The sequence below is a fragment of the Rhizobium halophilum genome, from assembly GCF_021648825.1.
Lineage (GTDB): Bacteria > Pseudomonadota > Alphaproteobacteria > Rhizobiales > Rhizobiaceae > Neorhizobium > Neorhizobium halophilum.
Genome location: NZ_JAKJHS010000032.1, coordinates 1 through 9,009, shown reverse-complemented (window position 1 = coordinate 9,009; position 9,009 = coordinate 1). Strand labels below are relative to the sequence as shown.

The following is a 9,009-nucleotide window of genomic DNA, read 5'->3' as shown; positions in this document are numbered from 1 at the left end:
TCTCCGCACGTCCAAACGACGGAAACGTCGGAGCAAGATTACAGCGCGCCTTTTTCAACAGTATCCGCCATAAGCGGACGAAGCGCCGGGCACAATACCCGACGCGTCTTTATCACTTAACGACGGCGTGGCGTTTTCGCCCGAAGGAAAGCCGGACGGGGGATGGCTGTACCGACACCACAAGATCGAGGTCTTCAACGACGCTCCCGTCAAGCCGCACTCCGCGCCTTGCAATCGCTCTCCTTGCCTCACTCTTCGAACATGACAGCCCCGTACGAACCAGGAGATCAACGAGAGAGACGCCAATGGATCGTTCCTCATCATCAAGCTGGAGTGTAGGCAGTCCCTGCGCGGCCTCACCATGATGGAATGTCTGCCTCGCAGTTGCGGCAGCATGCCCCGCTGCATCTGGGCCGTGCGAAAGGCTGGTGGCTTCATTGGCAAGACGTTCCTTGACTGCGTTGAGTTCTGCGCCCTCTGCGCGGCCGAGGCGCTCGATCTCGTCCATCGGCAGGTCGGTGAAGAGCTTGAGGAAGCGTACAACGTCGGCATCCTCCGTATTGCGCCAGAACTGCCAGTAGTCGTAGGGCGACAGGCGGTCTTCATTCAGCCATACGGCTCCGGCCGCAGTCTTGCCCATCTTCACACCTGAAGACGTGGTGAGAAGCGGAGCTGTCATCCCGAAGACCTCCTGCCCCTCGGTCCGCCGCACCAATTCAATGCCATTGATGATGTTACCCCACTGATCGGCTCCGCCCATTTATAAGCGGCAGCCTGCGCGGCGGGATAGTTCGAGAAAATCGAAGGCCTGGAGGATCATGTAGTTGAACTCCAGGAAGCTCAGGTTCTCCTGCTTCTCCAGCCTTGTTCTGACGCTGTCGAAGGAGAGCATGCGGTTGACCGAGAAGTGCCTGCCGACATCTCTCAGCATGTCGACCCAGCGGATGTTGTCCAGCCAATCCGCATTGTTGACCATCACCGCATCCGTTGGGCCGTCACCGAAGACGAGAAGGCGGTCGAAGACCTTTCTGATCCCCGCGATGTTGCTGGCGATCTGCTCGTCCGTCAGCACAGGCCGCACTTCGGATCGAAAGCTCGGATCGCCGATGCGTGTAGTGCCGCCACCAATGAGGACGATGGGCTTGTGGCCAGCCTGCTGAAGTCGACGCAGGGTCATGATTGGAAGAAGATGTCCGACATGCAAACTGTCGGCTGTCGCGTCGAAACCTACGTAGGCAGGCACGATTCCTTTCTCGAAGGCGGAATCGAGGCCAGCGAGGTCTGTCGCCTGGTTTACGTAACCGCGTTCGACCAGCGTCTTCAGCACTGGCGAACGTGGTTTGAATTGGTCAGTGGTGGTCTCTGAGTGTGTCACGAGAAGTCTCCTGGTTTTGCCGCCAGGGGGTTCTCCAGAATGAACAAAGCCGCCTGACGGCGGCTTGTTTCAAGGCATGATCGAAACGCACCGCTCCTTATGGAGAGGTCGCATAATAGATTGCGGCGATGAGCACGGTCTTGATCATGGGGCGGCTCATATATGAGTTTCCCTCTCGCCGCAAGGCAGGCTTATTTCCGGTTGGGCCGACTACCGCCTTGGCGAAAACGCCGCCACAAGCGGACGTGGCAGGCGAAGATTACGCGGTAGACTACCCATCCACGGAACAGCTTCTTAGAAAGCCGCGAGCAGAAATCTGGTCGTCATACAGTTCGCAATAGGGGTTCTATCGCCGCGACCACTTTTTCTCGTGACTTGCCCTCAAGCGGAAGAAGCGGCCGAGGTGGAGCTAGTCTTCTAAGTCCGATCAGCTCTACCAAGAGGTACATGACCCTGAGACTACCGAAGGTCTTGAAGGTGTCCCAAAGGGCTGCAAGCCGAGCGTCAATTCTACGTGCCGCGTCGACATTCCCTGTCTGCGCGGCCCTCACCATCGCCACGACGGGATCAGGAAGCGTGCCGCCGAGAACACTGTAGAACGTGTCTGCGCCCGCGAGCATTGCATCTGCCGTGCCCCAATCGCCGCTATATCCAACGGCGAGGCCAGTTCGTTCGCGCAGGCTCGCTAATTCGCAGGCGATGCCTCCGTCTGAGGGCAATGGCATTTTGACGGCCTTGATCGTAGGCAGGCTAGATAGCCGCGCCAATAGGTCGAGACTGAAGCTGAAATGCGTGGTGCTGGGGTTATTGTAGATGCAGAGCGGAAGACCGGACGCCAGGGTGACGGTCCGATAATGTTCATATGCCTCGTCCTGGGTGAGCGGTGTATAGGAGACCGGGGCCATGAGCATGGCATCAACGCCAGCGGCTTCAGCATCCCGCGCGAGATGTTGCGCCTCGTCCGTGCGCAGGGCCCCGACACCTGCGATCAGCGGCACCCTGCCACCAACGCACTCTACGGCCGCGTCAATCGTGCGACGCCGCTCAGCGCGAGTCAGGTAGGCGTAGATGCCCGTCGAGCCGAGTAGGCCGATGGAGTCCACTTTCGCTTCACAGAGACGGTCCAACAGTTGCGCCAGAGTTTCTGTATCAACCCGACCATTCTCGTCTGCTGGCGTGATCGGAAAAGCGGAAAGCCCGTGGAAGGGTGATAGGCTATGCATTGTGGTCCCCAGAACGATTATCTTGAAAAGAGCAGTCGGATTCCAGCGACAGCAAAGAACACGGCAAGCACGCCTTCGAACCAACGTCTTGCCCTGGCATAGGCCCTTGCCATCGGCGCTGTGGAGAACAAGAGCGCGTATCCGCAAAAGATGATGACGCCGAGAATGATGCAACCGATAAGCGCGACCGCAACAGTGGCAGGTGTCGCATCCGGGCGAAGCCCGAGTGACATGATCGCAAGCCAGGCGAACACAGCCTTGGGATTGCCTACATGCATGAGTAAGCCGCTACGATAGAACGTCCAACCGTTCGGCGCGGCAACCGCCGTCTGGCCCAATTTGGTGTCATGTCTCGCGGCTGATCGTGCTGCTTTCAAGGCAAGCCACAATAGATAGAGCCCACCCGCCACCTTCAGGATCGTGATGGCGTTTGCATAGGTGGTGAGAACCGCCGAAACGCCCGTCGCAGCGATCGTTCCCCAGACGACAGACATGGTGACGACCCCTGCGGCCAAAGAAAGTCCGGACCTGCGGCCGTAGCGCATGGAAGCACTCATGATCGCCATGTTGCTCGGACCCGGACTAGCTACCGCGATGACGTAAGCTGCATAAATCATCATCAGGTCTGAAACGGTCATGATGGCTTCACCTCGCTTGCTTGAGTGCGCTCAGTACAAGCGATGCTGCAAGGCTTAACATGACAATGCCCACGACTGCGTCCAAAATTCGCCAGGCAACAGGGCGGGTGAACACTGGCTGGAGCAGACGAGCGCCGTAGCCGAGAATGGCGAACCATGTGAAGCTTGCCGTTGCAGCGCCCACCGCAAAGAAGCGTCGTGATGCCTCAGGCTGCGCAGACGCAGCCGCTCCCATCAAGAGGACCGTATCAAGATAGACGTGGGGATTGAGAAAGGTGAACGCGGCACCCATGACCATGGCACGACCGAGCGAAAGTCTCTCAGTCGCTGTCACTGACATGGCGTTCGTTGAAGTCATTCGGCGAAGGGCGGTGATACCATACCATGCCAGGAAAAGTGCGCCGCCAACTGTCAGGATCGTCGCCAAATGCGGTAGAGCAGTCAGAAACACGCCCACGCCGCTGACACCGGCCGCGATGAGCAGCGCATCCGAAAGGCTGAAGAACAGAACGACTGCCCCAACGTGCTCTCCTTTGAGCCCCTGGCGCAACACGAAGAGGTTCTGCGCACCGATCGCCATGATGAGTGCGGCCGAAAGGGCAAAGCCAGAAACGAATGGGGTCATATGGTTCATCATAGGCAACTCTGATGCCGTGCTGGCTCCAGTAAGTAAAACTTGTTTTTCTTCAGCGCGTGAAGCATTGCTTCATCTATGCTAGATTACCCCGCTCTTGCAGCCGTAGCCGCTGTCCTCCGGGAAGGCACCTTTGAACGGGCCGCACTCTCATTGGGAATCACGCCCTCCGCTGTGTCGCAACGTGTTCGAGGTATGGAAGAACGCATAGGAGCCATTCTGGTCATACGGGGAAATCCATGCCTGCCGACGAAACTTGGCCTCTCGCTTTGCGCCCACTTCGACCGCGTTCGTCTCCTGGAAACTGATCTCGCGCCCGATCTTGCGTTCCCTGCGGACAAAGAACGCTCACGGGTTCCTCTGAAAGTCGCTGTCAACGCAGATAGCCTGGCGACATGGTTTCCTGAGGCAGCAAGGTCCTTTGGCAATACATCCAGCCTGCCGCTCCACCTGGTTTTGGATGATGAGGCTTACACTGGAGACCGCCTTCGCTCAGGGGAAGTAGTTGCCGCTGTGACTGCCGACGCCCGATCTGTGCAGGGTTGTCGCCTGGTCCCGCTCGGGTCGCTGCGCTATGCCGCCTGCGCTAGCCCCGACTTCCTCGCTCGTTTCTTCCCTCATGGCATATCCGCTGCCCAACTGGCGGAAGCGCCTTGCCTGCGCTTCGATAGGCGGGACGGACTTCAAGCAAGATGGGCGAGAGAAACGTACGGTATCGAGCTTGATGCTCCGACATATACAGTCGCCTCAACTCATGCGTTCATCGACCTGGCCGTGAACGGATTGGCCTGGGGCATGCAACCCGTCCAACTGGCTGAACCTCACATTGCAGATGGGCGACTGGTTGAACTCGATCCAAAGGTACGGATTGACGTCAAGTTGAACTGGATCGTTGCTGGTCTTCCGATAGCGTCTATCGATCATCTGACGAAGGCTGTTCGGTCGTCAGCGCAGAACGCGTTGTTTTGACGAGTTGCGGAACTATAGGCTGGCGCTCTTGGCGACACTCGACGCTTCCGACGTTCCGCCCAGTTGTCCCCTTTGGGCCGAGTAGCGACGAGACGTGCTACGCTCCGGCGGCCTAACGGAGGCGACGCGGTGGGAGGAGTGGCGGAGGCTTTGGCATGGACACCGCCGCACTGCCTAATCGATATCCATGGAACAAGGGAATCCTCGTAGGCCAGAAGCGCCCACTGCAGCCAAAGAACGTGTGGTCAATCCGCGTTCGGCTTGAGATGAGCGGCGCGATCCGGGAACTTGCGCTCTTCAACCTTGCCATCGACAGCAAGCTTCGCGCTTGCGACCTCGTCAAGCTGAGGGTTGAGGACTTGTGGTCAGGTAGTTCGATACGAGATCGGGCGACCATCATCCAAAAGAAGACGAAGCGGCCGGTGCAGTTTGAGGTCACGGAGCAGACCAAGATCGCGCTCGCGGCCTGGCTTCCCTTCGTCCGTCGGAACGGCGGCAGCTACCTGTTTCCAAGCCGCCGGAAGACATCACAGCATCTGTCGACGAGGCAGTATGCTCGAATTGTCCACCGATGGGTCGCGTCCATCGGGCTAGACACCAGCGCCTATGGCACTCACTCCATGAGGAGAACCAAGGCAGCGCAGATTTACAAGAAGACGGGCAATCTTCGGGCAGTCCAGATTCTGCTCGGTCACACGAAGCTGGAAAGCACGGTCCGATACCTCGGCGTCGAGGTGGACGATGCGCTCAGGATTGCGGAGCAAATTGAGCTTTAGGCTCTTGACCATCGGCGACAGCCGGTGGTCTCTCTCGCGCCAACTGCCGTCATGCCTGATCGTGTCAGCTTGAAGCTTTGAACGCATCCGCTTCGCTCTGTTCCATGAAGTTGAACGTCACAAGTTCGCTGTCGTCACCCTGTTGAATCCCAACTGCAGTGACGATTAACCGAGCGATCTCATCCTGCGCTTCGCTGCCTGAACGTGAGGATTTCACCGCTTTCTCAATGGCTGGTGCGAACACCTCGCTGATCAGGCCGAGGCGCATGTTGTGCTTCATGATGATGTCGCGGTCCTCAATGATTGCCACCTGTTCATCTTTAGGAATACCGGCATTCTCCAATGCGGTGATTGTGGCATTAGTCGCGAGCTTGATTGGGCCCTCCTCCAGCCACCGGTTAACCATCTGATGGAACTGACGCATACGCGCAGCGGGAATTGTCTTTTGTACAGTGATCGACATCTTGGTTCCTTCATCAGCTTGCGATGACATCGTTCTGTGTCCTTGCACAGAGAAGCGGCTGTCGTCATCGTAGAATGGTTGAAGCGGCGCGTATTGTTCTAAGCTATCGTTTTCAATGGGGCTGCGCCGAAGGTGGGCCCGAAAAGGTAGCCTCCCAGTGCTGCTCCAATAAACGGAAAGGGTGCGATCCCCGCGTCCAACCACCGACCAAAGGTGCGTCTCTCGCTTGGACGCAGTGTGCACGGAAGCGCCAGGAGAGGTGCGACGCCCGTTTAGGGCAGATCAGTGGAGGCACTGATCTGGTCGGCTTGCATGTCAAAGAGCTACAGTTGCTGCCTCCAGCACGTCCTCCGCGGCCCTGCGGCCCATCAAGGGCGCGAGGATAACGCCCGGATGACCGACTGCTAGATAGAGGTTGCTGAATTCAGACAGGAAACCGAGACGCGGTAGCCCGTCGGCGAAAACAGGCCGCTCACCGATTTCAGCGCTCGCCAGCTCGACACCGTCAGCCAACTTTAGTTCGTCCTTCAGCACTGCCAGCATTTTTTCTCCGGCGAACTGAGGACTGATATCATTCGTGTCTGCGTTGTAGGACTTAGCGATGAGCAGCGTGTTGTCGATTGCCTGCCGCACCTCCAGACGGGGCCCGCGCAGGATTCGATTGAGGACGGGACGACCACAGGCATACCGTAGCAGCAAGGCCGGAGAGGTTGTCAGCCCGGTGTCGACCCCAAAGGTACTGGTCAATGCGGCGACGCCTCCGCCCGCTGCCATCACGACATGGTCGCAGACGATTGTCTCGTTTCCCACTCGTACTGCAGATACTCTGCCGTTGGCTGTATCAATAGCAGTGACGGCACTGCCTAAGCGCGTCAAGCCGCCTGCCTCAACTGAAGCTGCGACCAAATCTTGGGAAAGCTGCAGAGGATCGAGAGCCAGATCATCCGGAGAGAACACTGCCAAGTCTGGAGCGTTGCGAAGTCTTGGTTCGAGTTCCTGCACGCCCCCTTTTTCTAGGAGCTCAACCCGTTCCCCCGCTTCCTGGTGAAGCCGTGCGATCCGCTCTGTATCTGCCCGGTCGCTCTTCCATAGCAGCGAGCCAAAACGCGCTTGGATGAAGGCTGCTGGTAAGGCTTCCATCAAACGCCGATACTCCGCAACTCCCTCACGCCATAAGGCGTAGCTTTCAGTTCCGGGTGTCCCATTGATTGCGTTGATCCAGCCGAAAGCCTTTCCCGTTACACCTGCACCTGGCACCTGCTCCTGGTCCACGAGCAGCACGTTCGCCTGGCGGATGGCCAAGTTATAGGCGATTGCTGATCCGATGATTCCTGCGCCGATGACGACGACTCGCGGTCGATACTGCGGCACGAAACGGCACCTCGAGGTGGATATTCCAGCTTGAGGGATAGTCCGCTTTAGTGACAACTGCGTGTAAGGAGTAAGTGAACCAGGCGACATCTCGTTGGAGATGAAGCTAACTTGCGCCTCCCGAAAACCACATTAGAGGAACCCCATGCCCGGAACACAAGGATACGGTGAGAACGCGCAGGCTCTAGCCCAGCAGTACGAGACCATCTTCTTCGCTGACGTCCACCGGGACGTATCTCACTTCTATCCCGCCCCACCAGCGCGTGTCGTAGACATTGGTGCGGGGTCGGGCCGCGATGCGGCGGCTCTCGCCGCAATGGGCCATAGAGTCTTCGCAGTCGAGCCGACCGAGGCTCTCAGACAAGAGGGAATGCGCATCCATGCTGGTAGGCCTATCGTTTGGCTCGATGATCAGCTTCCAGCTCTTGCGCGGCTTCATTCACTCGGGGAATCGTTCGACCTAATCCTCCTAACTGCAGTATGGATGCATCTGGACTTGGAGGAGCGTTATAGTGCCATGAAATCACTTGCTGGCCTCGTTCTTAAGGGCGGTCGGATCAGCATGTCCCTTCGCCATGGTCCAGTGCCCCCAGGACACAAGATGTTTGACGTTTCAGCAACCGAGACGGTCGAGCTTGCCTCCTCGGTAGGTCTCAATGTGATCCATGCTGTTGAGCGTGAGGATATGCTGGGGCGATCCGAGGTACATTGGAGTTTCCTTGTTCTGGAGAAACGCTGACGCTGGGAGGTGCCGAAGCTCGGCAGAAACAGATCGTCGAACACCAGGTATTCAGATGTTAGCGGGCCTTGGCAGCGTGCTCCCGGAAGCGGACTGGCGTGTTGCCGCTGAAACGCCAGCCATTCCTAGTGGTCGAAGCGGCTAGAACAGCAGAGCCATGCCGACCCGACGGAGGGGATCGAGCCCATTCGCAACTTGTCGGGCGAGGTTGACCCTAAGGTGCTGAGGAACGGCATCACCTTCAAGGACGTGGAAGCCCAGCTTCTCATAGAATGGTGCGTTGAAGGGTGCACAACGTCTGTAGTCAGTGTAGCACCCGCAAGTCGTCTTTGGCGGCCATCATCGAGCAAGGTCATAATAAGGCGTCGCCCGAAACCTTGTCCCTGCCAAACAGGTAAGACATCGACCTCCGCGATATAGAGGAACTCGTCGACAACATACGCTCCGGAAAAGGCGATGGCAGCACCATCTTGATCACACGCTACATACAGCAGGTCTTCATCAAGGAAGCGCTGTAACTCCTCGTCGCTACTAGCCGCCGGGACGCCGCTCACTGCGCCAGCCTCCCGAAGGGTTTCAAAACAAGCCAATTCCACAGCTTGCAATGCCTGAAAGTCATTGGCAGCCGCGCGTCTAATCTGCATTTGGTTCACCTACCTTTATCGGCTGGCAGTATCCAGACATCATAACGATTTGTGGAACGTCTTTCGTCCGCTTCGGGGCCGACGCCGCCATGGCGAAAACGCGCCGATACCGTTGAAAAAGTCGGCGTTGCTGTCGGTGCAAAGTTCTGATTCACTCCTTCTAGGGATTTAGGAGGG

9 protein-coding genes and 2 pseudogenes are annotated in these 9,009 nt (G+C 57.8%); 4 read left to right on the top strand and 7 right to left on the bottom strand.

Features of this window, described 5'->3' with window-relative positions; genetic code table 11:
- Positions 1 to 112 precede the first annotated feature (112 nt).
- The 4 genes and pseudogenes from tyrS to LXM96_RS21370 form a co-directional block, all read right to left on the bottom strand.
- A pseudogene (tyrS, locus tag LXM96_RS21385) lies at positions 113 to 1,375 on the bottom strand (tyrosine--tRNA ligase).
- Positions 1,376 to 1,698: 323 nt separating this feature from the next.
- Positions 1,699 to 2,598 (bottom strand): dihydrodipicolinate synthase family protein, encoded by a 900-nt coding sequence (locus LXM96_RS21380; protein WP_240000576.1) that lies wholly within the window; start codon positions 2,596 to 2,598, stop codon positions 1,699 to 1,701.
- A 17-nt stretch (positions 2,599 to 2,615) separates the two neighbouring features.
- Complete coding sequence (locus LXM96_RS21375; protein ID WP_240000575.1) at positions 2,616 to 3,236, bottom strand: LysE family translocator; 621 nt, start codon at positions 3,234 to 3,236, stop codon at positions 2,616 to 2,618.
- A 7-nt stretch (positions 3,237 to 3,243) separates the two neighbouring features.
- Entirely contained in the window at positions 3,244 to 3,870 is a 627-nt protein-coding gene (locus LXM96_RS21370; protein WP_240000577.1) for a LysE/ArgO family amino acid transporter, read from the bottom strand.
- 78 nt (positions 3,871 to 3,948) lie between these two features.
- Between LXM96_RS21370 and LXM96_RS21365 the strand changes: the two genes are divergently transcribed.
- A complete protein-coding gene (locus tag LXM96_RS21365; RefSeq protein ID WP_240000574.1) occupies positions 3,949 to 4,839 on the top strand; it encodes a LysR family transcriptional regulator ArgP in 891 nt (296 codons plus the stop codon).
- Positions 4,840 to 4,994: 155 nt separating this feature from the next.
- Positions 4,995 to 5,615, top strand: coding sequence for a tyrosine-type recombinase/integrase (locus tag LXM96_RS21360; protein ID WP_240000573.1), 621 nt, complete (start codon positions 4,995 to 4,997; stop codon positions 5,613 to 5,615).
- A 64-nt stretch (positions 5,616 to 5,679) separates the two neighbouring features.
- Here the strand turns inward: LXM96_RS21360 and LXM96_RS21355 are convergent, their stop codons facing one another.
- Both LXM96_RS21355 and LXM96_RS21350 read right to left on the bottom strand, forming a co-directional pair.
- Positions 5,680 to 6,078: a hypothetical protein gene (locus LXM96_RS21355; RefSeq protein ID WP_240000572.1), complete on the bottom strand. Its 399-nt coding sequence runs from the start codon at positions 6,076 to 6,078 to the stop codon at positions 5,680 to 5,682.
- Between the two features lie 315 nt (positions 6,079 to 6,393).
- Positions 6,394 to 7,449: an NAD(P)/FAD-dependent oxidoreductase gene (locus LXM96_RS21350; RefSeq protein ID WP_240000571.1), complete on the bottom strand. Its 1,056-nt coding sequence runs from the start codon at positions 7,447 to 7,449 to the stop codon at positions 6,394 to 6,396.
- 145 nt (positions 7,450 to 7,594) lie between these two features.
- Here LXM96_RS21350 and LXM96_RS21345 point away from each other — a divergent pair.
- A pseudogene (locus LXM96_RS21345) lies at positions 7,595 to 7,948 on the top strand (class I SAM-dependent methyltransferase); the annotation flags it as partial.
- Between the two features lie 102 nt (positions 7,949 to 8,050).
- Positions 8,051 to 8,188, top strand: coding sequence for a hypothetical protein (locus LXM96_RS21340; RefSeq protein WP_240000578.1), 138 nt, complete (start codon positions 8,051 to 8,053; stop codon positions 8,186 to 8,188).
- Between the two features lie 125 nt (positions 8,189 to 8,313).
- Here the strand turns inward: LXM96_RS21340 and LXM96_RS21335 are convergent, their stop codons facing one another.
- Positions 8,314 to 8,832: a GNAT family N-acetyltransferase gene (locus LXM96_RS21335; RefSeq protein WP_240000570.1), complete on the bottom strand. Its 519-nt coding sequence runs from the start codon at positions 8,830 to 8,832 to the stop codon at positions 8,314 to 8,316.
- Between the last annotated feature and the right edge of the window lie 177 nt (positions 8,833 to 9,009).